Below are 23,589 nucleotides of genomic sequence, written 5' to 3'. Positions count from 1 at the left end.
TCTCCGCGCCCACCCCACCCCGACACCCCCACCGGCGTGCCGGGGTGCGCCGCGCCCCCCCCCCCCCCCGGCCCCCCCCCCACGGCTCTTGCCATGTCCGCCCCGCCGTTCCGCCGGCTCGGGGCTTCGGCTGCCTCAGGGTGTCAGCGGCGGGCGGGGTCCGTCCTCGCCGGAGTCGCGCGGCGGCTTCGGTTCGTCGTGCCTGATGACCTCGCCCTGGACGACCTTGCCGTCCGGGCGGGTCATCCTGGACTGCTGAGCCTGCTGGAAGGCGTCGCCGAAACCGCCGGGGCCCGCGGCGCGCATCCGGCGCTCCAGCGACCGCTCCACCCGCCTGCTCAGCAGCGTGCGCACCGGCGGAATCAGCAGGACCAGCCCGACGGCGTCGGAGACCAGCCCCGGCAGCATGATCAGCAGACCGCCCAGCATCAGGAAACCGTTGCCCGAGGTGGGTTTCGAGCCCTCCTCGGTCTCGGCGGCACCGGGGTTCTGCTGCTGCCGCTGCGCCTGCTGGAGGGTCTCGGTGAGATTGCGGAAGGCCCGCCGGCCCGCCCGCTTCACGACCACCGAGCCGAGGACGCCCGCGCCGAGCAACAGGGCCAGTACGGTCAGCCCGTTCGTCGCGCCGGCCACCACAATGAGCAGCCAGATTTCGAGCACCAGCCAGACGGCGATGCCCAGGGGAACAAATGTGCGCGCGCGAGAGCGCTGCGGAGCCGCGGGAGGCGGTGCGCCGGTCGTCATGCTTCCAGTGTGCCTGGCGGCGAGGCGCGTTGTCGTACGAGGGGCGGACCCGATCAGAGGGGCTTACGGCCCAGCATGCGGTTGGCCCGGGTGCCGACGCCCCACGCGGTGACCCGCCAGAGCGCTTCCACGAGGATGTCCCGGCTCATCTTGGAGTCGCCCAGTTCGCGTTCGACGAAGGTGATCGGCACCTCCACGACATGGCAGCCGGCCTCGACGGCCCGGCGCGCGAGGTCGACCTGGAAGCAGTAGCCCTGCGAGGCGACCTCGTCCAGCCCGAGCCGGTCGAGCGTCTCCTTGCGGAAGGCGCGGAATCCGCCGGTGATGTCGCGCAGCGGGAGACCGAGCAGCGCCCGTGAGTACGTGCTGCCGCCGCGCGAGATCATCTCCCGGGTCCTCGGCCAGTTCACCACCCGGCCGCCGGGCACCCAGCGCGAGCCGAGCACGAGGTCGGCGCCCTTGAGGGCGGTCAGCAGCCGGGGCAGTTCCTCGGGCTGGTGGGAGCCGTCGGCGTCCATCTCGACCAGGACCCCGTAGCCACGCTCGATGCCCCAGTGGAATCCGGCCAGATAGGCCGCGCCCAGCCCCTCCTTGCCCTTGCGGTGCAGGACATGGACCTGGCTGTCGTCGGCGGCGAGTTCGTCGGCGATCTTTCCGGTGCCGTCGGGGCTGTTGTCGTCGGCCACGAGGATGTCGGCCTCGGGGACCGCCGCGCGCACGCGGTTGACAATCCGTTTGATGTTCTCCGCCTCGTTGAAGGTCGGGATGATCACCAAGGCTGCGCCGAGCGGGCCGTACTGCCTCTGACCACCGTCGTTCACAACTGCCCCTTAATCGCCGTACGCAGATGTACCACCTTAGCGAGCACGCGAGGGGTCCTTGTCCACACGGTGGCGCGGTGTCGTTCGGGAGGGGGCGGGGGCGGCCGGAATCCGCCCGCGCGAGCGCCGGGGCGGGGGGATCCGGGGCCTGCGGATCGGGTCCCGGCGTCCTTCGGGCCGACCTGGGACCCGCCGGCTGCGAGTCGACCGAGAGCCGTTGTCTACTGAACGCCGGGGCCCTACCCGGGTCGCACCCGCCGACCGGCAGAAACCTTCCCTCGCCCCCGAGGCGCGGGCGCTGAACCTGGCTCCCAGTGGCGGTGCGCCGGTGCGGTGCACCACCCCATGGCCCAGCGGCGTTCGACGACTGCGTGGGAGTTGCCGGTCGGACGTCCTTTGGTGGACCCGGCCGAACCTACCGGCCGGTGTGTGCGTGCTGTCAACACTCCTTTGACCTGCGGCATTTGCCTGTTTCAGCAGGTCAGCGGGGAAGATCCGCTGGTCGCGACAGTCACCGGCGGGCATCTGTCGGCGGAACGGAAACACGAGTACATCACTCGTTCGGTCGCAAGAACACCGTTCGCCCGCCGACCACGGTCCGCAGACAGACCGGCAGGGCCGCGCCCGGGGTGAGATCGGGCAGGCCGGGGGTCCCCGAACGCGGATCGGTGGACCAGCGGGAGACCCGGTCGTCGGGGGTCTGGACGATCAGCTCCTCGGTGCGCCAGAGCGCGTAGTCGGCGGGTGCGCCGGGCACGAGCACGCCCGTGTCGTCCCGGCCGGCGGCGCGCCCGCCGCCGCGCGTGTGGGCGGTGAAGGCGGCGCGTACGGAGACACGGTGCTCGGGTGTCCGGTGGAAGGCGGCGGCCCTGATGATGCCCCACGGGTCGAGCGGGGTCACCGGGCTGTCGGAGCCGAAGGCGAGGGGGACACCGGCGCGCAGGAGGGCGGCGTAGGGGTTGAGGGTACGGGCGCGGGTCTCACCGAGCCGGTCCGCGTACATGCCGTCGGCGCCGCCCCACGCCGCGTCGAACGCGGGCTGGACGGAGGCGGTGAGACCGAGTTCGGCGAAGGCGGCGACGGTCTCGGGGGTGAGCATCTCGGCGTGCTCGACCCGGTGGCGGGCGGCCCGGATCCGGGAGAGGCCGAGCCGTTCGGCGGCGGCGCGGGTCCCGTCGACGACCGCGCCGATCGCGGCGTCACCGATGGCGTGGAAACCTGCCTGGAGCCCGGCTTCGGTGCAGGCCGTGACATGGGCGGCGATGTCGGCCGCGTCGAGGTGGGCGGCGCCGGTGTGGGGCGCGTCCGCGTACGGCTCGTGCAGCCAGGCGGTGTGCGACCCGAACGAGCCGTCCACGAAGAGATCCCCCGCCGCGCCGACGGCTCCGAGCTCCCGGATCCGCGCGGCGCCCTTGCCGTCGCTGATCCGCTCGGCCCAGTACCCGAGGACGTGCGGGCCCGCTTCGTCGCCGGCCAGCCTGAGCAGCCCGGTGAAGTCGTCATCGCCGGAGATGTCGGGGCCGGCGCACTCGTGGAGCGTGCCGATCCCGAGAGAGGCCGCGCGGGCGCGCGCGGCGCGCTGGGCCTCGGTGCGCTGCGCGGGGGTCACGGCGGAGTGTGCGGCGGCGCGTACGGCGTGATGGGCGTCGCCGGTCAGCGGGGCGTCAGGGTGGAATCCGGCCAGCTCACCGATGCCCGGCACCTGGTCGAGGAGGGCGGTGGTCACCACGGCGGAGTGGACGTCGACCCGGGTCAGGTAGAGCGGCCTGCCGTCGGCCGCCTCGTCGAGTTCCCGACGGGTGGGAGCGCGGCGCTCCGGCCACCGCGAGGCGTCCCAGCCGTGTCCGATGAGGACCCGGTCACCGGGGTGCGCGGTGCGGTGGGCCCGTACGAGCGCGAGGGCGTCGCCGAGGGTTCGGGCGCCGGCCAGGTCGAGCCCGGTGAGGGCGAGGCCGGTCGCGGTGGTGTGGACGTGCGCGTCGGTGAACGCGGGGGTGACGAGCGCGCCTTCGAGGTCGACGGTCTCGTCGACACCGGAGGCGAAGGAGTCGGCGGCGCCTTCGGACCCCACCCAGGCGACATGCCCACCTTCGACGACCATCGCGGTGGCGAAGGGGTCGGCGGGGCTGTGGACTTCTCCCCCACGCAGCAGCACGGTGCGGGGTTCGCTCTGGGGGTCGGCGCGATGGTTCATACGGCCCAGTCTCCCGCCTCCCGGCACGAGAACGACGCGCAGGGGTATGCCTGACAACCGGGTGCACGCGCCCCGGCAGAGCATCTGGCGAGTGAGCCGAAGGGGCGCGTCGGTGTCGAAAGGGAGAGCGCGCACAGGCCCCGAGGAACGAGGGGGTGAGCACGGTCGACCGTCGACGCCGACTTGAAGCGCCCCGGAGGCGAACCGAGCCCTGAAAAAGCGGCTGAGCACGGTCGACCGTCGACATCGACTCAGAGCGCCCCGGAGGCGAACCGAGCCCTAGAAGTGCGGCCCCCGTGCCTCGTACGGGGTCGAGAGCACCACCGTCGTGCGTGTGGAGACACCCGCCAGGGTGCGGATGCGGGTCAGCAGGTGTTCCAGTTCCAGCGGCGTCGCCACCCGTACCTTGAGGATGTAGTTCTCCTCGCCCGCCACGCTGTGGCACGCCTCGATCTCGGGGATCGGGGCCAGCCGTTCCGCGATGTCGTCCGGTGCGCTGGGGTCGAACGGCTTGACCGAGATGAAGGCCGTCATGGGCAGGCCCACGGCTTCCGGGTCCACCACGGCGGCGTAGCCGCGTACCACTCCGCGCTGCTCCAGCCTGCGGACGCGCTGATGCACCGCCGAGGTGGACAGGCCCGTGGCCTTGCCCAGGTCGGTGTAGCTCATCCGCCCGTCCTTGACGAGCAACTGCACGATCTGACGATCCAACTCCTCCATGCGGATCAACCTATTGCCCCTGGTCACTTCCGGCACAGTCGACGGTGTACCGGATCGTCACCTGCGCCGGGCATGTGACGAACACCACAGATATGTCGCGGGCTCCATCGAGACCTCACGGTTACCTAAGGCGCGCGACGGGAATTGCTTGCTGTGGTCGAGGCCGCACGTGGCTGTCGGCCCACCCGAGGGGGAGTGTCTCCATGCAGAGCCTGAAGCGCACCGGACGTATCGAACCGGAGCCTGTTGATCCCGTCGAGACCGACGAGCTCGACTTCTACGACACCTTCGAGATGTTCCGGGTCGTGTGCCCGGACTGCTCCCAGCCGATCGCCCTGCTGGCGGACGAGGACAGCCTGCCGGAGCACGCGCTGTGCCCCAGCCCGTGGAACCCGTTCGTTCTCACCGTGTGCGCGGGTACGGGCCGTTCGGCCATGGACGCCCGGCCGGCCGACGAGTCGCTCGACGCCCAGGAGCAGGACACCGCGCTGCTGCTGACGCTCCCCCAGGGCCTGGACTGGCGCACCCAGCCGTTCTCCCACGCGGGCGGTCCGGGTTCGCGCCCGTTCAAGGTGCCGCACCTGCGGCGCGAAGCCGCCTGACGCTCCCGTACATCGAGCACGGGCCGGACCACCTTCGGACCTCACGTCAAACACCCTGTCCCGTCCGCCAGTTGACGACAGCTGACGGACGGACCAGTGCTGACGGACCGTTCGGGCGGACCAGTGCTGACGGACCGTTCGGGCGGACGGGTCAGCGCGTCTCGGACCCGGCGACATGACGGGCGATCACCATGCGCTGGATCTGGTTGGTGCCTTCGACGATCTGGAGCACCTTCGCCTCGCGCATGTATCTCTCGGCGGGGAAGTCGGCGGTGTATCCGTAGCCGCCGAGCACCTGAACGGCGTCCGTGGTGACCTGCATCGCCGCGTCGGTGCAGAACAGCTTCGCCATCGCGGCCTGCCGGGAGAACGGCAGTCCGGCGTCCCTCAGCCGCGCCGCCGCGAGGTACAGGGCCCGCCCCGCCTCGATCCGGGTCGCCATGTCGGCGAGCATGAAGCGCAGTCCCTGGAAGTCGGCGACGGGGCGGCCGAACTGCCGCCGTCCGGTGGCGTACTCCACCGCCTCGTCCAGGGCCGCCTGCGCGACGCCCACGGCGCAGGCGGCGATCCCGAGCCGGCCGGAGTCGAGTGCGGAGAGCGCGATGGCGAACCCCTGCCCCTCGTCGCCGATCCGCCGGTCGTCGCCGATCCGCACGCCGTCGAAGTGGAGTTGGGCGGTGGGCGAGCCCTTCATGCCCATCTTCCGCTCGGGCGCGGCGGCGCTCAGCCCGTCGGCGTCGCCGGGCACCAGGAAGGCCGAGATACCGCCGGCGCCCTCGCCGCCGCTGCGTGCGAGCACGGTGTAGAAGTCGGCGATGCCGCCGTGGGTGATCCAGGCCTTCGTGCCGGTGATCACCCAGTCGTCGCCGTCCCTGACGGCCCTGGTGCGCAGCGAGGCAGCGTCGGAGCCGGACGAGGGTTCGGAGAGGCAGTACGCGCCCAGCAGACCGCCGCCCAGCATGGCGGGAAGGTGTCCGGCCTGCTGGTCGGGGGTGCCGTACGCGGCGAGGGCGTGGCAGGCCAGGGAGTGGACGCTGACCCCGAGTCCGACGGTGAGGCGGGCCGCGGCGAGCTCTTCGAGGACCTGGAGGTAGACCTCGTACGGCTGGTCTCCGCCGCCGTGTTCGGAGTCGTACGGCAGGCCGAGCAGTCCGGATTCGGAGAGGAGGGTGAAGGTCTCCCGGGGGAAGTGGCCCGCCTCCTCCTCTTCGGCCGCCGTGGGGACGATCTCCCGCTCGACGATGTCGCGTACGAGCGCGAGCAGGTCCTTGGACTCCTCGGTGGGCAACTGGCGTTCCACCGTTCGCGGGGCGCGGTCGGGCATGGCGGCGCTCTCCTCCCTGTCGGGACGGTACGGCGGCCGCGCGCTGGGTGTGGCGGCGGACGCCGGTCGGGACCCGGGGTGTCCCCGGACCGGGATACTGCCCAACCGATGCTGCCCTCCCGGGTTACGGGAGGGGCTGACCAGCGGTTGTGGCGCGTTGAGTATGCCCGATCGGCGGGGCGCAGTCACGGGAGATCAGCCCCGGTCCGGGTGCCGCTCCCGTTCCGTCCGCCGCCTTCGAGCCACGCCGCTCCGGCCGGGAAGTCGGTCCGTACCATTGACCCACTGGTCTAGTCCTTCTACCGTCCCGGAGAACACACTCCGCGTCCCTGCCACGTCGACGGCGGGGACCTCGATCTCCCTCCCCCACGAGGAGACCCCATGCTCGGACCCCACCGTCCCCGCGCCCGCTTCCGGGCGCTCGTCGCCGCGGCCTGTACGGCCGTGCTCGGCGTGTCCCTGCTCGCCGGCGCCGGTACCGCCGCCGCCGACCAGGAGACGAACCGGGCGGCCCCCACAGCCGCCGGTGAGAAGGTCATCGGATACTTCGCCAACTGGGGTGTCTACCAGCGCGATTACCATGTGAGGAACATCCAGACCTCCGGGTCGGCCGACAAGCTGACGCATATCAACTACGCCTTCGGCAACGTCCAGGGCGGCAAGTGCACCATCGGCGACGCCTTCGCCGACCACGAGAAGGCCTACACCGCCGACCAGTCCGTCGACGGCGTCGCCGACACCTGGGACCAGCCCCTGCGCGGCAACTTCAACCAGCTGCGCAAGCTCAAGGCGCTCCACCCCGGTCTCAAGGTGATCTGGTCGTTCGGCGGCTGGTCCTGGTCGGGCGGGTTCGGTGAGGCGGCGAAGAACCCGGCCGCGTTCGCCAAGTCCTGCCACGACCTGGTCGAGGACCCGCGCTGGGCCGATGTCTTCGACGGCATCGACATCGACTGGGAGTACCCGAACGCCTGCGGTCTGACCTGTGACACCAGCGGGCCGGACGCCTTCACGAACATGGTCTCCGCGCTCCGTACGGAGTTCGGCGGCGAGGACCTCGTCACGGCGGCCATCACCGCCGACGCGTCCGAGGGCGGCAAGATCGACGCCACCGACTACGGCGCGGCCGCCCAGTACCTCGACTGGTACCTGCCGATGACGTACGACTTCTTCGGCGCGTTCGCTCCGCAGGGCCCCACGGCCCCGCACTCGCCGCTCACCTCGTACGAGGGCATCCCGCAGGAGGGCTTCGACACCGACGCGGCGATCACCAAGCTGAAGGCCAAGGGCGTTCCGGCGGAGAAGCTGCTGCTCGGCATCGGCTTCTACGGGCGTGGCTGGACCGGGGTGACCCAGTCCGAGCCGGGCGGTACCGCGACGGGCGCGGCCCCGGGCACCTACGAGGCGGGCATCGAGGACTACAAGGTCCTGAAGAACACGTGCCCGGCCAACGGCACGGTGGCCGGTACGGCGTACGCCCACTGCGGCTCCAACTGGTGGAGCTACGACACCCCCGCCACCATCGGCACCAAGATGGACTACAAGAACGAGCAGGGCCTGGGAGGCACCTTCTTCTGGGAGCTCAGCGGCGACACGGCCGACGGCGAACTGATCAAGGCGATCGACTAGCCCGGCAGGAGGCGCCGGACGGCCCTCCGGGGCCCGTCCGGCGCCTTCGTCGTCCCCGGGACTCACCCGCTCTCCGGGAGGCGTTCAGAGACCGGTGTACGGCCGGAAGTCCGGGTCCGGCGGCGGCGCCGGGCACTCGGGCGAGAACTCCTCGATCGTGTTGAACGTGTGCCGGAGCATCCGTACCAGCAGATCGCGCGGTATCTCCCGGGGCAGTTCCTCGCGGTGCTCCAGCCATTCGAGGGTCAGCCACTCGACGCTGCTGAGCCAGCCCAGCAGGGCGAGCCTGGCGATCGGCGGGATGTCCTGGCGGCCGTAGGCACGCTCGGCGACGGTGGAGACCAGTCCCGTACGCACCGCGTCGCGGATCGCCTGGACCTGGGTGTCGAAGCCGACGCCGCCGGTGATGATCGTGCGGTAGGCGGCCTCGTTGTACTGCGCGAACTTGAGATAGGCCTCGACGGTGCGCTGTACGCGCTCGGTGTTCGGCAGGTCGCCGCCGCCGGACGCGAGCGAGACCAGCTCCATCACCGAGTCCTCGATGATGGCGAGGTAGTAGCCGCGCTTGTTCTTGAAGTAGTAGTAGATCAGCCCTTTGGCGACGCCGGCGTGCTGGGCGATGTCGTCCATCGACAGGGCGTCGTACGACGTGTCGGCGAACAACTTACGGCCGGTGGCGATGAGTTCGGAGCGGCGGGTCTGCGCCCGCTCGCTCTCGCCACGCTGCTGCCTGTTGTTCAAGTCCGCGCTTCCCAGTCTCGGCTGTCACAGGAGATCCGCAGTATTGCAGACCCGCTGGAAGGGGCCGGGACCGGCGCCGTGGACGCCCTGCCGGACGGCTCAGCGCACGCCGACCGCCTCCAGTGCCTTCCGCTGGGCGGCGGTGGGCTCGACGGGCCAGTAGAGGTAGCAGACGCCGCCCGTGCCCGAGACCACCGTGCCCGAGGCGTTGTAGCGCTTCGTACGGAGCCAGATGTTCTCCCACTCGCGGCGCTTGTAGATCCGGCGTACGGCCTCGTTGCTCGGTGAGGCCGGGTCGTTGGCGATCACGTCCCCCGCCGCCGTGAAACCGATCACGGTCATCAGATGGCCGGAGGTGCCGTAGCCCGCGCCGGTGAGCTCCTTCTCCAGGAACGACTGGGACGTGATGACCGGGATGCCCGCGCGGATCAGCCGCTCGACGTCGGCGAGCGAGCCGAGCCGGGTGACGACGGCGTTCATGTCCTTGTAGCCGCTCGCGTAGGCCGCGTTGAAGGGCCAGTTGCCACAGCCGTCGTACTGGTAGTCGAAGGTGAACCGGGCCGCGTGGCAGACCTGGGGGTCGGCGAAGGCCGGATTCACCCAGGCGAGGTCGGCCGCGGTGGGCTTACGGCCCCAGTACTCGATGATCATCTGCGAGGAGGTGGGGCTGCACCAGGCCTCGCCGCCGTTGTCGTACTCCGGGTACTGGCCGACGTGGGTGTTCTGCGAGTAGCGCGGCACGGCCAGCTCGCGGGTCACCTCGTGCCCCGCGGCGGGGACGGTGAAGCGGTCGGGGATGTCCGAGGCCATCGCGCCGACGCGGCGGACCGTGGGGGTGAGCGTCGTGCCCGGCTTGCGGTGGAGCGTCAGCCGGAGCTGGTACGAGGCCAGCCGCAGACCGCTCGCCGGGTCGTCGATGGCGAAGGTGTCGGTCCACACGGTGCTGCGGTCGTCCGTCTGGTCGTCGACGGAGGTACGGCGGATGTCGCCGTCCCCGGACGCCCAGCGGCCCATCACGTACCAGGGGGTGGCCGCGCCGTCCGAGTAGGTGCCGCGCAGGTCGATCTGGATCCAGGTGCCGGCGGGGGTCTCGGCGTTCCACGAGGCGATCGCCTCGGTGGCCGGGACGGTGGAGCGGTGGACCGGCGAGGTCCAGGTCGCGTACTCCCAGGTGCTGGTCGCGCCCGTGTGCGGGTCGGTGTAGTCGGTGCTGCCCGCGGGGGTGGCGACGACCAGGCCGGAGCGGCCGGCGGTGAGGACCTTCGTACCGTTGCCGGTGCCGCCGCGCCAGTCGGCGGACGAGCTCCAGAACCGGTTGTCCACGGGAGCGCCCGCGCGGTGGTGGACGGCCGACGGGCCGAAGCGGGCGGAGGGAGAGGCGGGAGAGGCCGCAGCGGCGGGAGAGGCGGCCGAGAGGACGCCCGCGCCGGCCGCTGCGAGGGCGGTGGCGAGCACCGTACGGCGCGACGCCGAGCCGTTCCGGGAAGGAGCTGGGTTGTTCATCGGACCCCCGGGTCACTGGTCTGGTGCACGACAATCCGTCAACTATCCCGGGTCCCGGACAGCTTCTGCCAGCGATTCGCCTCGCGTCGCGGAACCAATATTGGTCTCCACCAGTGACATCAGGCGCCGCAAGGGCCCCGCACGGGGCGGCGCCGGTCCCCGGGCGCCCGCGCATAGGCTGGCCGGGTGGACGACCTCACCGAAGCCGCTACGGCCCTGCGCACGCTGCCGCCCTCCTGCGGACCGGTACGGCTGGTCGCGGTCGACGGCCACGCCGGTTCGGGCAAGACCACCTTCGCCACGCGGCTCGCCGCCGCACTCGGCGGGGCGCCCGTGCTGCGGCTGGACGACCTGGCCACCCACGAGGCCTTCTTCGACTGGACGGAGCGGCTCGCCGGGGATGTGCTCGGACCGCTCGCGCGCGGGGAGTCCGCGCGGTACGCGCCGTACGACTGGACCCTGCGGCGCTTCCGTGCGCCCCGTCCCCTGCTCCCCGCGCCGGTGGTGCTGATCGAGGGGGTGGGCGCGGGCCGGGCGGCGGTACGGCCGTGGCTGGCGAGGCTGCTGTGGATGGACCGGGGCGCCGAGGAATCCTGGCAACGGGGCCGTGAGCGTGACGGATCCGCCCTCTCGGCCTTCTGGGACGACTGGACGCGGGCGGAGACACGCCATTTCGAGACTGATCCGTCGCGTCCGTACGCCGATGTGCTGGTGCGTGAGTGGCAGGAGGGGTACAAGTGGCTGCCCGGAACCCCTGTGACCGCACGGCAGGACCGCCCCGTCACCCACGGTCACCGACCCCCGCCTCCATACTGAGCAGTCGGAAATCAGCCCCGAAGGGGCCTCAACTCGGCTTGACCAAGGGGTGGGACAGGTCTTACGTTCTCAATGTGCGGCTTTTCGGAGCCGCCCAGACGCGAAGCCCCCGGTTGTTCCCCCGTGATCGGGGGCTTCGTTCTGCCCTCTTCGCCTCGTCCCCGGCGCCGCCTCCCACCCAGCGATCACCCTGGGTCACCGGTGCGGGCGTGACGGCTGCGCCCTTAGTCGCGCACCCTCTGCGCAGGTACGATTCCTCTAGGTTGGGTTGGTCAGGGGTCAATTCCCGTCCACGACAAGGTGGTTCAGCACGCTCTCCCGACGGGCGTCCGCCCGGCGGGACATCACGGGGTCATGGTTGGTGGGGGGCCTGATGGACATCGGCACGCAGGGCGCTGGGGCCCCGGCCGATCTCGCGTGGGTGCGTGGTGTGGACGCTTACACGATGGGGGCGTACCCACAGGCGGAGGAGGAGTTCCGGGAGGCCGTACGGCTCGATCCCGGGATGGCGGACGGCTGGCTCGGGTTGCACGCGCTGCGGGTCGACACCACGACCGCTCTGCTGCACATGTACCGCCATCGCGACCGCTTCGGCGAACAGCGCTCCCTTCACCGCCGTACGCTCAACTCCTGGTACTGGCTGGGCTGGTGGGTGCAACCGGTGCTGGAAAGCCGGCGCGATCTGCTGCTCGCGCACGCCTCGCACTGGCTCGACGGCCGCCATGTGCCCGAGCTGGACCGGGCGCTGGCCGGGCTGCCGCCCGTGGACGCCGATCCGCACGTGCGCTTCCTGCACGCCTGCCGCGCCTATCTGGTCAAGGACTGGGACCAGTTGGTGCGCCACACCGAGTCCCTCGTCAACGACCCCCTGCTGGGCATCGAGGCGGGTCTCTTCGGCGGGATGGCACGCGTCCGGCTGGAGATGTACGGGCAGGCCGAGCCGCTGCTCTCGACCTCGCTGATGCGCTGCCGCAGTGAGCAGCCTCAGCGCAAGGAGCTGCGCTACTGGCTGGCCCGCGCGCACGAGGGGACCGGCCGCAGCGCCGCCGCCCTGCCGCTCTACCGGGCGGTGCACCGTATCGACCCCAGCTTCATGGACACCGCGGCCCGGCTGGCCGCGATCACGGACTCCGACGGTTACGACGGGGCCGACGACTCCTCCGGTCTCGCGTCGGTCGCGCTGGCCGGCTTCGGCCAGGACGCGCTCGCGGTGGACGGGCAGGCCGACGGCGAGTATCCGCAAGGGCCCGACCCCCGGCCGGGCGTCGACGCGCAGTCGCCGTACGGGGTGGGTGTGCCGCCGGACCCCGTGGACCCGACGGACGGGATACGGGAGAAGGCGCGTGTACCGGCGCAGCCCGTTCCGCCGCAGTTCCCCGACCGTCCGACCGATCCGGTCCTGCTGGCCGAGGCGCTGGCGGAGCTGGAGCGGATGGTCGGCCTGGAGCCGGTCAAGCGGCAGGTCAAGGCGTTGTCCGCACAGCTCAACATGGCTCGGTTACGTGCCGGCCAGGGCCTGCCCGTACAGCCGCCCAAAAGGCATTTCGTCTTCTCCGGTCCCTCGGGCACGGGGAAGACGACCGTCGCCCGCATCCTCGGCCGGGTCTTCTACGCGCTCGGGCTGCTCGGCGGCGACCATCTGGTCGAGGCCCAACGGGCCGACCTGGTCGGCGAGTTCCTGGGTCAGACGGCGGTGAAGGCGAACGAGCTGATCGACTCGGCGATCGGTGGTGTGCTCTTCGTGGACGAGGCGTACAGCCTCGCCAACTCCGGTTACAGCAAGGGCGACGCGTACGGCGACGAGGCCCTTCAGGTGCTGCTGAAGCGCGCCGAGGACAACCGCAACCATCTCGTGGTCATACTGGCGGGCTATCCGGAGGGGATGGACCGGCTGCTCGCCACCAACCCCGGGCTCTCCTCGCGCTTCACGACGCGCGTCGACTTCCCCAGTTACCGGCCCCTCGAACTGACCGCGATCGGCGAGGTGCTGGCCGCCGAGAACGACGACGTCTGGGACGAGGAGGCGCTGGACGAACTGCGCAGCATCAGCGGCCATGTGGTCGACCAGGGCTGGATCGACGAACTGGGCAACGGCCGGTTCCTGCGCACGCTGTACGAGAAGAGCTGCGCCTACCGCGATCTGCGGCTCTCCGGCTACACGAACACACCGGGCCGCGACGATCTGGCCACACTGCGGCTGCCGGATCTGATGCAGGCGTACGGCGAGGTGCTGTCGGGCCGGGGACCGGTGAACCGGGGGCCGCAGGACCCCATGGGGCTCTAGGAGCGCGGCGGCCGGGGCCGGGAGGGGCGCCCCAGCCGGAGGGACCCGTCGCGGCCCCTCCGGCGGTGCCGGTCTCAGCGGGCCAGGACCTGCCCGGCCTGGTCGGTGCGCTGCCGCACCGGCCGTGCCACCTGCCGGTGGGACGGGTCCCGTACCTCACCGACGAGCATTTCCAGTACGTCCTCCAGCGCGACGAGGCCCAGCACGCGGCCGGTCCCGTCGGCGACCTGCGCCAGGTGGGTGGCGGCCCGGCGCATGACGGTGAGGGCGTCGTCCAGCGGCAGTTCGGCCCGCAGGGTCGTCATCGGCCGCCAGACGTGCTGCGGTACGGCGCGCTCCCGGTCCTCCAGTTCGAGGACGTCCTTGACGTGCACGTACCCCATGAAGACCCCCGCGTTGTCGGCGCAGACCGGGAAGCGGGAGAAGCCGGTGCGCACCGTCAGCTCCTCGATCTCGCGGGGGGTGACGGCGGGGGTCACGGTCACCAGTCCGGCCCGGGTGAGCAGGACGTCGGTGACCGGCCGGGAGCCGAGTTCCAGGGCGTCCTCCAGCCGCTCCTGCTCCTCCGGTTCGAGGAGGCCGGCCTGGCCGGAGTCCTCCACGAGCCGGTTCAGCTGTTCACTGGTGAAGACGGCCTCCACCTCGTCCTTGGGCTCGACCCCGAAGGCGCGCAGGACCAGCGTGGCGCAGGCGCCGAGGGCGGCGGTGACGGGGCGGCAGAGGCGGGCGAAGCCGACGAGGCCGGGGCTGAGCCAGACGGCGGTCCGCTCGGGCGCGGCCATGGCGAGGTTCTTCGGGACCATCTCGCCGATGACCAGATGGAGGAAGACGACCAGGGCCAGGGCGATGAAGAAGCCCAGCGGATGGATCAGGCCCTCGGGGACGTGAGCCGCGTGGAAGAGCGGTTCGAGGAGATGGGCCACGGTGGGCTCGGCGACGGCGCCGAGCGTCAGGGAGCAGATGGTGATGCCGAACTGCGCGGCGGCCATCATCTGCGGAAGATTCTCCAGCCCGTGCAGCACCTGTCTGGCGCGTGCCGATCCGGCGGCGGCCAGGGGTTCGATCTGGCTGCGCCGTACGGAGACGAGCGCGAACTCGGCTCCGACGAAGAATCCGTTGGCGAGGACGAGCAGGACGGCGAAGAGAAGTTGGAGGACGCTCACCGGGCCGCCTCCGCACTTGCCGTGGCGGGCGTGGACGCGGGCGCGGGTGGGGGCGCGGGCGCCTTGGCCGGGGCCGGTGCGGTCGTTCTGACCGTGACCCTGGAGGTCGTCGGTCTCGCCGTCGGTGCCGGCTTCGGCTGCGGCGGGGCCGGCACGTCGCCGGTCCGCACCAGCCGGACCCGCTCGGCCCGGTAGCGCCCAACCTGCCGGACGGTGAGCCGCCAGCCCGGCAGCTCCGCGCGGTCGCCCGGGGCGGGAATCCGGCCCAGCAGGTCGGCGACCAGTCCGGCCACCGTCTCGTAGTGCCCGTCCGGGACCTCCAGCCCTATCCGCCGGAGGGTGAGGACCCGGCAGCTGCCCTCCGCGTCCCAGGTGGGGCGTCCGTCGTCCGAGGCGACGGCGGCGAGTTCGGGCCGCCCGTCGCCCTCGCTGTCGTGCTCGTCCAGGACCTCGCCGACGAGTTCCTCGACGATGTCCTCAAGGGTGACGACCCCGGCCGTCCCGCCGTACTCGTCGACGACCACGGCGATCGGCTGCTCACTGCGCAGCCGCTCCAGGAGCTGCCGCACGGGCAGTGTCTCGGGCACGAGCTGGGCCTGTACGGAGATCCGGCCGACGGGGGCGCGCTGCCGCTCGTGCGCCGGGACGGCGAGCGCGTCCTTGAGATGGGCCATGCCCACGATCTCGTCGATGCGCTCCCGGTAGACGGGAAAGCGCGAGAGGCCGGTGGCGCGCGTCAGATTGAGCACGTCGGCCGCCGTGGCGTCCGACTGGAGGGCTATGACCTTCACGCGCGGGGTCATGACGTGCTGGGCGGTGAGATGGCCGAGGGACAGGGTCCGTACGAAGAGGTCGGCCGTGTCCTGTTCGAGGGCGCCGGCCAGCGCGGAGTGCCTGGCCAGGGAGACCAGCTCGCCGGGCGTACGGGCCGAGGCCAGCTCGTCGGTCGGCTCGACGCCGAACAGCCGCACCAGCCGGTTGGCAACGGCGTTGAGCAGGGTGATCACGGGCCGGAAGGCGGTGGCGAAGAGATGCTGCGGGCCGGCGACGAAGCGCGCGACCTGCAACGGCCGGGAGACGGCCCAGTTCTTCGGTACGAGTTCTCCGATGACCATCTGGACGGCGGAGGCGAGGAGCACACCGATCACCACGGCGACGCCGGACACGGCCCCTTCGGGGAGCCCGGTGGCGGTGAGGGGGCCGTCGAGCAGTTGGGCGAGCGCGGGCTCGGCGAGCATGCCGACGACGAGTGAGGTGATGGTGATGCCGAGCTGGGTGCCGGAGAGCTGGAAGGACAGCTCCCGCAGGGCCCGGACGACGGCACGGGCGCGGCGGTCGCCGGCCGCGGCCGCGCGTTCGGCGTCGGGCCGGTCCACGGTCACGAGACCGAACTCGGCCGCCACGAAGAATCCGTTGGCGAGGATGAGAAGGAATGCCGCGGTGAGCAGCAGCAGGGGGATGGTCATGCCGCCGCCTCTTCGAAGGCGGCGCGGGTACTACCGGATGATCCGTCCATTGCTGGAGGGAGTCACTCCTCGGGTCGCAGGAGGCCCCGCGGGCCGGTACTCGGGGCCGTCGGATGCGGGGCGGGGCGCACCTGGCGCCTCCGCCCCCAGCGTAGCCACTGGGACCGGCACCGCAATGTTCACGCGGGACCGGCGTCCGTGGCGCTGTCAGGACCGGCCTCGGTCGTGGTGTCCGTCCGGGTGTCCCCGGCGGGGCCGGCCGGCGTGTCCGTGCCGGTGCCGTGCGACTCCGCGAGGGCGCGCAGGGTCCGCGCGTCGCGTACGGCCTTCTGCCTGGCGACACCCGGCTGGATGCCGAGCACGGGCAGGCTGGTGCCGTCGCTCAGGTCGAGAAAGACCCACGGGTCGCCGACCCGGAGGTTGACGCGCAGGATCTCCGCCCACTCCAGCCGCCGTACCCGGGTGAGATTGACGACGGTGACGCCCGTGCTGTCGGCGAGGACCTTGGGGCGGCTCAGCAGGCAGAGCACGCCGAAGAAGAGCAGCCCGACGAAGACGAAGCTGATCCGCTCGGCGGAGTTCAGCTTCTCCAGCAGCAGGGACATCGCCGTGATGACGAGGAGCATGACCGTCCCGACGGACAGCAGGACCGCCCGGGTGACGGTGGGACGGAACGTCACGGGGAGCGCCGGTAGGTCGGGGGGCGCGGGGCGGGGGGCCGGCACGGGCATCAGGGGTGAGTCCTTCACAGGCGGCAGGCGTGGATGGCCGTGGTGAGAATGGCGCGGGCACCCAGGTCGTACAGATCGTCCATGATCCGCTGCGCCTCGACGGCGGGGACCATCGCGCGGACGGCGACCCAGCCCTCGTTGTGCAGCGGGGAGACGGTGGGCGACTCCAGTCCGGGCGTGAGGGCGACGGCGCGCTCCAGGTGCTCGGCACGGCAGTCGTAGTCCATCATCACGTAGCTGCGGGCGACCAGGACGCCCTGGAGGCGGCGCAGGAACTGCTGGACCTTCGGGTCGCCGGAGTCCGCGCCGTTGCGGCGGATGACGATCGCCTCCGACGTCATGATGGGCTCGCCGATGACTTCGAGGCCGGCGTTCCGCATGGAGGTGCCGGTCTCCACCACGTCCGCGATGATCTGCGCGACGCCCAGCTCGATCGCGGTCTCGACGGCGCCGTCGAGGTGGACGACGGAGGCGTCGACGCCCTTGTCGGCGAGGTACTTGACGACGACGCCTTCGTAGGAGGTGGCGATCGTCAGTCCGCCGAAGTCGGCGGCGGACGCGGCCGTGCCGGGCTTGGCGGCGAAGCGGAAGGTGGAGCGGGCGAAGCCCAGCGGGAGGATCTCCTCGGCTCCGGCGCCCGAGTCGAGGAGCAGGTCGCGCCCGGTGATGCCGATGTCGAGCCGGCCGGAGCTCACATAGATCGCGATGTCACGGGGGCGCAGATAGAAGAACTCGACCTCGTTGGCCGGGTCGACCAGGACGAGTTCCTTGGACTCCTTGCGCTGCTGGTAGCCCGCCTCATGGAGCATCTCGGACGCTGCCGCGGAGAGGGAGCCCTTGTTGGGGACGGCGATACGCAGCATGGGAGTGGCTTCCTTACGTATGCGTGACAGCGGCGAACGGAGAACGGACGGAGAGACCGGCGGGCGGGATCCGGGCGCGACAGCGCGCCCGGCGCCGTGGAGTTGTGGGGTGGTGGTACCTCGATGAGGGTGGTGCTCAGAGATGGGCGTAGACGTCGTCGAGGGAGATCCCGCGCGCGACCATCATCACCTGGACGTGGTACAGCAGCTGCGAGATCTCCTCGGCGGTGGCCTCGGGCCCTTCGTACTCGGCCGCCATCCACACCTCGGCGGCCTCTTCGACGACCTTCTTACCGATGGCATGCACTCCCTTGTCCACCAGTTCGGCGGTGCGGGAGGTGCTGGGGTCGCCCGTGGCGGCCTTCTGCTGAAGCTCGGCGAAGAGCTCCTCGAACGTCTTCTTCGGCATGGTGACGCCTAGCCTACGCGCTCCCCCGGGGCCGTCAGCGCCAGGGTTCGGCGAGGGCGCGCAGGGTCGCGGCCGTGGCCACGGCGGCGGTAGCGGCCTCGTGCCCCTTGTCCTCCCGGGAGGCCTCAAGTCCCGCCCGGTCCAGGGCCTGTGCCTCGTTGTCGCAGGTCAGGACGCCGAATCCGACCGGTACGCCGGTGTCGATCGAGACCTGGGTCAGGCCCTGGGTGACGCCCTGGCACACGTAGTCGAAGTGCGGGGTCCCGCCACGGATGACGACGCCGAGGGCGACGATCGCGTCGTAACCGCGGTCGGCGAGGACCTTGGCGGCGACGGGCAGCTCGAAGCTCCCGGGGACCCTGATCAGGGTCGGCTCGTCGATGCCGAGTTCGCGCAGGGCGCCGAGGGCGCCGTCCACGAGTCCGTCCATGACCTTCTCGTGCCACAGGGCCGCGATGACCGCCACCCGCAGGTCGCCGCAGTTGCGGACGCTCAGTTCGGGTGCACCCTTGCCGCTCATGTCTCTCCTGTTGCCTGTTGTTCGATGCGCAGTGAGTACTGCCGTGTCGCCGACGCGTACGGAGGTGTACGAGCCGGGTTACTGATTGCCGCAGGCCGAGGTGGCCGCCGGGTCGAGCCAGGGCAGTTCGTGCCCCATCCGGTCCCGCTTGGTGCGCAGATACCGGAGGTTGTGCTCCCCCGCCTGGACGGGCATGGGTTCGCGGGCGGTCACGTCGAGACCGTGCCGCACCAACGCGTCCACCTTGTCGGGGTTGTTGGTCATCAGCCGCAGGCTGCGCACCCCGAGGTCTTCGAGGATCTGCGCCCCGGCCGCGTAGTCCCGCGCGTCGGCGGGCAGCCCGAGTTCGAGGTTGGCGTCGAGGGTGTCGCGCCCGCGCTCCTGGAGTTCGTACGCGCGCAGCTTGGACAACAGGCCGATGCCGCGCCCCTCGTGGCCGCGCAGATAGACGACGACGCCCCGGCCGGCCTCGGTGACGCGTCGCATCGAGGCCTGGAGCTGGGGGCCGCAGTCGCAGCGCTGCGAGGAGAAGATGTCACCGGTCAGGCACTCGGAGTGCACCCTGACGAGGACGTCGGTGCCGTCGCCGATGTCGCCGTGGACGAGGGCGACATGCTCGACGCCGTCGACGGTGGACCGGTAGCCGTACGCGGTGAACTCGCCGAACGCGGTGGGCAGCCGGACCTCGGCCTCGCGGCGGACGGTGGGCTCGGCGGTCAGCCGGTGGGCGATCAGGTCCTCGATGGAGATGATCGTCAGGCCGTGCTTGCGCGCGAACGGGATCAGCTCGGGCAGCCGCAGCATCACGCCGTCCTCGCCCGCGATCTCCACGATCGCCCCGGCCGGGCGCAGCCCCGCCAGCCGGGCGAGGTCGACGGCCGCCTCGGTGTGGCCGTTGCGTACGAGCACCCCGCCCGGCTTGGCGCGCAGCGGGAAGACATGGCCGGGCCGGACGAAGTCGGCGGGGCCTGCCGCTTCGCCGGCGGCGAGCAGTCGGAGGGTGGTGGCGCGGTCGGCGGCCGAGATGCCGGTGGTGACGCCGTGGGCGGGTCCGGCGTCGACGGAGACGGTGAACGCGGTACGCATCGACTCGGTGTTGTGGTCGACCATCTGCGGCAGTTCGAGCCGGTCGAGCTCCGCGCCCTCCATGGGCGCGCAGATCAGTCCGCGGCACTCGCTCATCATGAATGCGACGATCTCGGGGGTCGCCTTCTCGGCGGCGATCACGAGATCGCCCTCGTTCTCGCGGTCCTCGTCGTCGACGACCACGACGGGCCGCCCCGCCGCGATGTCCATGATCGCCCGCTCCACCGGGTCCAGGGCGAAGTCCTCGATGTTGTCGGTGGAGTACCAGGTGGGCTGTGCGGTCATGCTGCCGCTCCTTCCAGAGCCGGGGCGGCCACGCGGGTGCGCAGCCACCAGTCCCGCAGCCCCCAGAGGACGAGGCCGAGGTAGACGACGTACACGAAGCCGGAGAAGGCCAGCCCGCTGCTGAAGGCGAGCGGTACTCCGACGAGGTCCACCAGGAGCCAGGCGAACCAGAACTCGACCAGTCCGCGCGCCTGCGCGACCATGGCGGCGAGGGTGCCGACGAAGATGTACGCGTCGGGCCACGGGTTCCATGACAGGTCGGGTACGGCGGTGAAGAGGCCGCCGACGGCGAGGGTGCCGAGGGCGGTCCCGCCGAGCAGCACCCAGCGCTCGGGCCAGGTGGCGAACCGTACGGCGATCGTGCCGTTTTGGGCGTCCCGCCGGCCGCGCTTCCACATCCGCCAGCCCCACAACGCCACGCCGATCACCAGGAGTTGCTTGCCCACGCCGCCGCTGAGGTGCGCGGAGGCGTAGGCGGCGACGAGGACGGCGCCGGAGAGCAGTTGCGCGGGCCAGGTCAGGATCGAACGGCGCCAGCCGAGGGCGAGGGCGATCAGGCCCATCGAGTTGCCGACCATGTCGGACCAGATGATGTGCTGGTCGAAGGCGGTGAACGCCTCCGCGTTCAGCCACGACATGTCCGGCCGGTCGGGCAGGGCGTTCACCGGACCGGTCCCCCCGCCTCGTGGGCGCCCGACGTCATCAGCCGCTCCACGTACTTGGCGATGACGTCGACCTCCAGGTTGACGGGGTCGCCGGGCTCCTTGATGCCGAGGGTGGTCAGGGCGAGGGTGGTGGGGATGAGGCTGACGGTGAAGTAGTCGGGTCCCGCGTCGACCACGGTGAGGCTCACGCCGTCGACGGTGATGGAGCCCTTCTCGACGACGTAGCGCGTGAGGCCGGCGGGGAGCGAGATCTTGACGATCACCCAGTGTTCGGACGTCTTGCGGTCCACGATCGTGCCGGTGCCGTCGACATGGCCCTGGACGATGTGTCCGCCGAGCCGGTCGCCGACCGCCATGGGCCGCTCCAGGTTGACCCGGGAGCCGGGTACGAGTGCGCCGAGGCTTGAGCGGTCGAGGGTCTCGGCCATGACGTCGGCGGTGAACTCGCCGTCGTCGAGGTCGACGACGGTGAGGCAGACGCCGTTGACGGCGATCGAGTCGCCGTGCTTGGCGCCTTCGGTGACGGCGGCGCCGCGCAGACGGAAGCGGGAGGAGTCACCGAGGTTCTCGACGGCGGTGACCTGACCCAGCTCTTCGACGATTCCGGTGAACACTCAACGCTCCTTGGGGGTGGCGGCGGCACCGCTGGTGCTGCCGCTCGTGACGGGTCCGGCCGGGGCCGGTTCGGGTGTCGCGGTGACGCGGAGGTCGGGGCCGAGGCGTACGGTCTCGGTCATCCGCAGGCGCAACGCCTGGGCGAGGGTGGTGATTCCGGCGTCGCCCAGAGCGGTGGGTCCGGCGCCCAGCAGGACGGGCGCGAGATAGCCGACGACCTTGTCGACGGCCCCGGCCGCGACGAAGGCCCCGGCCAGCGTCGGGCCGCCTTCGAGGAGGACGGAGCGGACGCCGCGGGCGTGCAGTGCGGCGAGCAGCGCGGGGACGGAGAGCCCCCGTTCGGCGCGCGGCAGCCGGAGGACGTCCACCGGTGCCTCGCCGGGCCCGGCGGCCTTGAGATGCGCCGTGTCCACGTCCTCGGCGACGGCGATCAGCGTGGGCGCGGCGCCGTCCAGGACGCGTGCTCCCGGCTGTACGGCGGTGGCCTCGGTGTCGACGACGACCCGCAGCGGCTGGACCGCGCCCGCGAGGTCGCGGACCGCGAGGTGCGGGTCGTCGGCGCGCGCGGTGCCCGAGCCGACGACGACGGCGTCGGCCTCGGCGCGCAGTCGGTGGACATCGGCGCGGGACTCGGGCGAGGTGATCCAGCGGCTGGTGGCGTCGGCCGCCGCGACGCGGCCGTCGAGCGTGGCGGCGTACTTCCACAGGACATGGGGGCGGCCGAGCCGTACCGAGGTGAGCCAGGCCGAGTTGCCCGCCTCGGCCTCATCGGCGAGCAGTCCCCCCTCCACGCGGACACCGGCCGTGCGCAGGGTGTCGGCGCCGCCGGTGGCCTGGGGGTTGGGGTCGCCGACCGCGTACACGACCCGGGCGACACCGGCCTCGACGAGCGCCTGGGCGCAGGGTCCGGTGCGGCCTGTGTGGTTGCACGGTTCGAGGGTGACGTAGGCGGTGCCGCCCTCGGCCCGGTCGCCGGCTTCGCGCAGGGCGTGGATCTCGGCGTGCGGGCCGCCGGCCCGCTGATGGAATCCCTCGCCCGCGTGATGACCGGCGGCGTCGAGGATCACGCATCCGACGACCGGATTGGGGCTGGTGGCGCCGAGTGCGCGGGCGGCGAGCGCGACGGCTCGACGCATGGCGTCCGTGTCGGCCGGGGTGGTGGCCACCGGGTCCTCCTGCCTCTGGGGCACGGACTCCGGGGCCTGTCGATGACGACAGAGGAACGGGAAACGCACACGGGATCGCCGGGATCGAGAACACGGATCGTCCGAGGACGATCCGCCGACGACGGCATACCTGTGACGGCCCGCCGCGCACTGCCTCCCATCCGGACTTTAACCGTCGGTCCAGGAGTTTCACCTGGTCAACCGGCCGCTGGAAGCGGTCGGGTCGCGGACTGTAACCGCCGGTTCGGAATTGCACCGACCCCGGAGTGCGCTGCTGCTGGTACGGATCCAGTGTGCCACGCCTGATCGTCGGCCATCGGGGGGCGGTGTGTGCGGTGGCTCACAGAGGGTGGTGGGCGCGGGGGCCGGCGGAGTGTCGCGGCAACGGTCCGGACGCCGGGTGGTCACGGGTTCGCACCCTGTCGTCCGCCGCCGTGTCACACGCTGGCAGGCTTGGGCCATGGCAACAATCCTCGTGACCGGTGGTACGGGAATACTCGGCAGGCAGGTCGTGGACAGGCTGCGCACGGACGAGCACAGCGTCCGGGTGCTGAGCCGCGGTTCACAGCCGTACGCCGTCGATCTGCGCGACGACGACAGCAGGGGGCTGGACGAGGCGCTGAAGGGTGTGGACGTGGTCGTCCACTGCGCGTCCTCGCCTCGTGGCGGTGACGACAGGGCGGCGGCGCATCTGGTGGAGGCGGCCGTCCGCGCGCGCATTCCGCACTTGGTGCACATCTCGATCGTCGGGGTCGACCGGCTGCCGCTCGGCTACCACCGGACCAAGAGAATCGTCGAGCGGGTGGTGGAGGATTCGGGGCTCGGCTGGACGATCCTGCGTACGACCCAGTTCCACGACCATGTCCTGCGGATGCTGGAGGGCGCGACCAAACTGCCGGTGGCCGCGCTGCTGCCCGCGCAGGTGAGTCTCCAGCCGATCGGGTCGGCGGAGGTCGCCTCCTGGGTGGCGGATCTGGCCACGCGCCCGCCGGCGGGGCGGGTTCCGGATCTGGGCGGTCCCGAGATCCGGACCGTACGGGAACTGGCCGACACCTATCTGCTGGCGACGGGCCACAAGCGGCGGGTGGTGGCGCTGCCGCTTTTCGGAAAGGCGTACGCGGGGTACCGCCAGGGCCATCAGCTGACGCCCGAACGGGCGGTGGGCAAGGAGACGTTCGAGGACTTCCTGTCGACACGGAAGTTATGAGCGGGCGGGTTCCGGCGGTCGGGGCGCCCCACGGCCAG

Annotated in this window: 21 protein-coding genes, 1 pseudogene and 1 riboswitch; of the genes and pseudogenes, 5 read left to right on the top strand and 17 right to left on the bottom strand. The window is 71.5% G+C overall.

Features of this window, described 5'->3' with window-relative positions:
• Positions 1 to 135: 135 nt before the first annotated feature.
• The 4 genes from fxsA to ACFWU9_RS34150 all read right to left on the bottom strand — a co-directional run bounded on the left by fxsA (position 136) and on the right by ACFWU9_RS34150 (position 4,479).
• Positions 136 to 744 carry an FxsA family membrane protein gene (gene fxsA, locus ACFWU9_RS34165; RefSeq protein WP_384324974.1) on the bottom strand — a complete coding sequence of 203 codons (609 nt, stop codon included), beginning with the start codon at positions 742 to 744 and terminating at the stop codon, positions 136 to 138.
• A gap of 53 nt (positions 745 to 797) precedes the next feature.
• Positions 798 to 1,565, bottom strand: a complete 768-nt coding sequence (locus ACFWU9_RS34160; protein WP_384324973.1) for a polyprenol monophosphomannose synthase — start codon at positions 1,563 to 1,565, stop codon at positions 798 to 800.
• A 553-nt stretch (positions 1,566 to 2,118) separates the two neighbouring features.
• Entirely contained in the window at positions 2,119 to 3,759 is a 1,641-nt protein-coding gene (locus ACFWU9_RS34155) for an amidohydrolase (protein WP_384324972.1), read from the bottom strand.
• Between the two features lie 279 nt (positions 3,760 to 4,038).
• Positions 4,039 to 4,479, bottom strand: a complete 441-nt coding sequence (locus ACFWU9_RS34150) for an Lrp/AsnC family transcriptional regulator (RefSeq protein WP_384324971.1) — start codon at positions 4,477 to 4,479, stop codon at positions 4,039 to 4,041.
• A gap of 203 nt (positions 4,480 to 4,682) precedes the next feature.
• On the opposite strand from ACFWU9_RS34150, the gene ACFWU9_RS34145 reads away from it, so the two are divergent.
• The gene (locus ACFWU9_RS34145; protein WP_384324970.1) at positions 4,683 to 5,081 is read left to right on the top strand and encodes a hypothetical protein; all 399 of its coding nucleotides are present in this window, start codon (positions 4,683 to 4,685) and stop codon (positions 5,079 to 5,081) included.
• Positions 5,082 to 5,232: 151 nt separating this feature from the next.
• Here ACFWU9_RS34145 and ACFWU9_RS34140 read toward each other — a convergent pair whose 3' ends face one another.
• On the bottom strand, positions 5,233 to 6,405 hold the full coding sequence (locus ACFWU9_RS34140; RefSeq protein WP_384324969.1) for an acyl-CoA dehydrogenase family protein: 1,173 nt from the start codon (positions 6,403 to 6,405) through the stop codon (positions 5,233 to 5,235).
• 381 nt (positions 6,406 to 6,786) lie between these two features.
• On the opposite strand from ACFWU9_RS34140, the gene ACFWU9_RS34135 reads away from it, so the two are divergent.
• Positions 6,787 to 8,031, top strand: a complete 1,245-nt coding sequence (locus tag ACFWU9_RS34135; protein WP_384324968.1) for a glycoside hydrolase family 18 protein — start codon at positions 6,787 to 6,789, stop codon at positions 8,029 to 8,031.
• 84 nt (positions 8,032 to 8,115) lie between these two features.
• Here ACFWU9_RS34135 and ACFWU9_RS34130 read toward each other — a convergent pair whose 3' ends face one another.
• Positions 8,116 to 8,772: a TetR/AcrR family transcriptional regulator gene (locus ACFWU9_RS34130; protein ID WP_384324967.1), complete on the bottom strand. Its 657-nt coding sequence runs from the start codon at positions 8,770 to 8,772 to the stop codon at positions 8,116 to 8,118.
• 99 nt (positions 8,773 to 8,871) lie between these two features.
• A complete protein-coding gene (locus ACFWU9_RS34125) occupies positions 8,872 to 10,275 on the bottom strand; it encodes a peptidase C39 family protein (protein ID WP_384324966.1) in 1,404 nt (467 codons plus the stop codon).
• Positions 10,276 to 10,461: 186 nt separating this feature from the next.
• Here ACFWU9_RS34125 and ACFWU9_RS34120 point away from each other — a divergent pair, with 186 nt between their 5' ends.
• Together ACFWU9_RS34120 and ACFWU9_RS34115 are read left to right on the top strand one after the other, a co-directional pair.
• Positions 10,462 to 11,091, top strand: a complete 630-nt coding sequence (locus tag ACFWU9_RS34120; RefSeq protein ID WP_384324965.1) for a uridine kinase — start codon at positions 10,462 to 10,464, stop codon at positions 11,089 to 11,091.
• Between the two features lie 373 nt (positions 11,092 to 11,464).
• Positions 11,465 to 13,375: an AAA family ATPase gene (locus ACFWU9_RS34115; protein ID WP_384324964.1), complete on the top strand. Its 1,911-nt coding sequence runs from the start codon at positions 11,465 to 11,467 to the stop codon at positions 13,373 to 13,375.
• Positions 13,376 to 13,449: 74 nt separating this feature from the next.
• On the opposite strand, the gene ACFWU9_RS34110 is transcribed toward ACFWU9_RS34115, so the two are convergent.
• From ACFWU9_RS34110 to ribD, 10 genes and pseudogenes are all read right to left on the bottom strand, one after another.
• Positions 13,450 to 14,538, bottom strand: a complete 1,089-nt coding sequence (locus ACFWU9_RS34110; protein ID WP_384324963.1) for a hemolysin family protein — start codon at positions 14,536 to 14,538, stop codon at positions 13,450 to 13,452.
• Positions 14,535 to 16,004: a hemolysin family protein gene (locus ACFWU9_RS34105; protein WP_384324962.1), complete on the bottom strand. Its 1,470-nt coding sequence runs from the start codon at positions 16,002 to 16,004 to the stop codon at positions 14,535 to 14,537. The genes ACFWU9_RS34110 and ACFWU9_RS34105 overlap by 4 nt, the downstream gene beginning before the upstream one ends.
• A gap of 260 nt (positions 16,005 to 16,264) precedes the next feature.
• Positions 16,265 to 16,729: pseudogene (locus ACFWU9_RS34100) on the bottom strand (PH domain-containing protein); the annotation flags it as partial.
• Between the two features lie 20 nt (positions 16,730 to 16,749).
• Entirely contained in the window at positions 16,750 to 17,598 is an 849-nt protein-coding gene (gene hisG / locus ACFWU9_RS34095) for an ATP phosphoribosyltransferase (RefSeq protein WP_384324961.1), read from the bottom strand.
• 136 nt (positions 17,599 to 17,734) lie between these two features.
• On the bottom strand, positions 17,735 to 18,007 hold the full coding sequence (locus ACFWU9_RS34090) for a phosphoribosyl-ATP diphosphatase (RefSeq protein WP_023543014.1): 273 nt from the start codon (positions 18,005 to 18,007) through the stop codon (positions 17,735 to 17,737).
• 34 nt (positions 18,008 to 18,041) lie between these two features.
• Positions 18,042 to 18,527, bottom strand: coding sequence for a 6,7-dimethyl-8-ribityllumazine synthase (gene ribH, locus ACFWU9_RS34085; RefSeq protein WP_384324960.1), 486 nt, complete (start codon positions 18,525 to 18,527; stop codon positions 18,042 to 18,044).
• Positions 18,528 to 18,605: 78 nt separating this feature from the next.
• The gene (locus ACFWU9_RS34080) at positions 18,606 to 19,898 is read right to left on the bottom strand and encodes a bifunctional 3,4-dihydroxy-2-butanone-4-phosphate synthase/GTP cyclohydrolase II (protein ID WP_384324959.1); all 1,293 of its coding nucleotides are present in this window, start codon (positions 19,896 to 19,898) and stop codon (positions 18,606 to 18,608) included.
• A complete protein-coding gene (locus ACFWU9_RS34075) occupies positions 19,895 to 20,536 on the bottom strand; it encodes a nicotinamide riboside transporter PnuC (RefSeq protein ID WP_384324976.1) in 642 nt (213 codons plus the stop codon). Before ACFWU9_RS34075 ends, ACFWU9_RS34080 begins: the two co-directional genes overlap by 4 nt.
• Before the next feature lie 23 nt (positions 20,537 to 20,559).
• The gene (locus tag ACFWU9_RS34070) at positions 20,560 to 21,177 is read right to left on the bottom strand and encodes a riboflavin synthase (protein ID WP_384324958.1); all 618 of its coding nucleotides are present in this window, start codon (positions 21,175 to 21,177) and stop codon (positions 20,560 to 20,562) included.
• Positions 21,178 to 22,314, bottom strand: coding sequence for a bifunctional diaminohydroxyphosphoribosylaminopyrimidine deaminase/5-amino-6-(5-phosphoribosylamino)uracil reductase RibD (ribD, locus tag ACFWU9_RS34065; RefSeq protein WP_384324975.1), 1,137 nt, complete (start codon positions 22,312 to 22,314; stop codon positions 21,178 to 21,180). It lies immediately after the preceding gene.
• A 173-nt stretch (positions 22,315 to 22,487) separates the two neighbouring features.
• A riboswitch (FMN riboswitch) is annotated at positions 22,488 to 22,618 on the bottom strand.
• A gap of 186 nt (positions 22,619 to 22,804) precedes the next feature.
• On the opposite strand from ribD, the gene ACFWU9_RS34060 reads away from it, so the two are divergent.
• Complete coding sequence (locus ACFWU9_RS34060; protein WP_384324957.1) at positions 22,805 to 23,551, top strand: SDR family oxidoreductase; 747 nt, start codon at positions 22,805 to 22,807, stop codon at positions 23,549 to 23,551.
• Positions 23,552 to 23,589 lie beyond the last annotated feature (38 nt).

Source organism: Streptomyces sp. NPDC058653, assembly GCF_042716895.1.
GTDB lineage: Bacteria > Actinomycetota > Actinomycetes > Streptomycetales > Streptomycetaceae > Streptomyces.
The sequence above is the reverse complement of the archived record's forward strand: the minus strand, read 5'-3'. Positions and strand labels throughout refer to the sequence as shown.